General features: G+C 65.8%; 1 protein-coding gene. It reads right to left on the reverse strand.

Annotation, left to right across the window (positions count from 1 at the left end):
- A partial coding sequence (locus tag EOA27_RS35530; RefSeq protein WP_348639884.1) for an efflux RND transporter permease subunit occupies positions 1-1,668 on the reverse strand: 1,668 nt, incomplete at its 3' end.

A 1,668-nucleotide genomic window follows, 5' to 3' on the forward strand; every position in this document is an offset into this window, starting at 1 on the left:
GAGACAGAGCATGAGTATGCCGATCAACGGCGAGATGCCAAGCGCCTTGCCGGTAATGAGCAGGAAGCCCAGCGCGCCGCCGACCGAGAGCGGCAACACGACCAGGATGGTCACCGGCTGCACGAAGCTGCGGAAGAGCAACACCAGCGTCAGGTACATCAGGATGATGCCCGCGGCGATTGCGGTGGCGAAGCCGGAAAAAAGCTCCTGCATGCGTTGGGCATCGCCGCGCGCCAGTTCATGCACGCCCTGCGGCAGGCTTTTCATCGCGGGCAGGGCGCGGATGGCTTCGGCCGCTTGGCCGAGCGTCAGGCCGGAAAGATCGGCCTCGACCGTGGCGCTGCGGCTTCTGTCGACACGCGTGATGCTGTTTGGGCCGGCGTTGAAGCCGATATCGGCGACTGCGCCAAGCGGAACCACGCCCTTGGTGCCGGTCAGCGGCAGCATAGCGAGCTTTGCCGGATCATCGATGGCGCCGTCCGGCACGGTGACGATGATCGAGACCTGACGGTCGCCGAGATTGAATTTCGCCAGGCTGGTGTCGGTGTCGCCGATGGTGGCGATCTTGACCGTAGCGGCGATCTCGGTCGGCGTGACGCCGAGCTCGGCTGCCTTGGCGCTGTCGGGCCGCACGATGAGCTCGGGCTTGGTGGTGGCCGCGGTCGATGTCGGATTGATCAGCCCGGGAACCGATTTCATCGCGTCGATCAGCGCATCGCTGGCCTTTTCGAGGGCTTCGCCATCGTCGCCGACTAGCGTGATCGACACCTTGGCGCCGGAGAAGCCGTCGGCGCCGAACTGGATGCGGGCGCCGGGAATGCCGTTTAGCTTCGGCGAGGCCTCGGCCTCGAATTGCTGCTGGCTCATCGTCCGCTCGGCGCGCGGCTTCAGGTTGACCGTGACGGTCGCCGTCCGCACTTCAGCCGAGCTCGAGCTTTGGCTGGGTCCGCCGCCCGAAGAAGCAGCTGTGCCGATCGTGGCAAACACGCTTTCGACGGCCGGCTCCTTCTCCAGCCGTCTGGTGATGTCCTGCACCACCGCCGTGGTCTGCTCGATGGTGGAGCCGGGCTGCAGCTCGACCGAGATCATCGAGCGACCGCGGTCGGCCGCCGCCATGAACTCGGTCGGCAGATGTGTCGCCAGCATCATCGAGCCGGCGAAGAAGGCAATGCCGGCGAGAAGCGTGATCCAACGGTGGTCGAGCGCCTTGCGCAGCAGCCACAGATAGGTCGGCACCCAGGCAGGCGTATCGTCCTCGTCATGGCCACCGGCGCGCACCAGATAGGCGCCCATCAGCGGAGTGAGCATGCGCGCCACCAGGAGCGAGAACAGCACCGAGACGCAAACGGCGACGGCGAAGGAGAAGAAGAACTTGCCGGGAACGCCGGGCATGAAGGCCACGGGGAGGAACACGGCGACGATGGTGGCGGTGGTCGCCACAACGGCGAGACCGATCTCGTCCGCCGCTTCGATTGCCGCCTGGTAGGCGCTGATGCCGGTCTGGCGCATGTGGCGCACGATGTTCTCGATCTCGACGATGGCGTCGTCGACCAGGATGCCGACAACCAGCGACAGCGCCAGCAAAGTGATGTTGTTGAGCGAGATGTCGAAGGCCGCCATCACCGCGAAGGTCGGGATCAGCGACAGCGGCATCGCCACCGCCGACAC

It is taken from the genome of Mesorhizobium sp. M2A.F.Ca.ET.037.01.1.1 (assembly GCF_003998075.1).
Classification (GTDB): domain Bacteria; phylum Pseudomonadota; class Alphaproteobacteria; order Rhizobiales; family Rhizobiaceae; genus Mesorhizobium.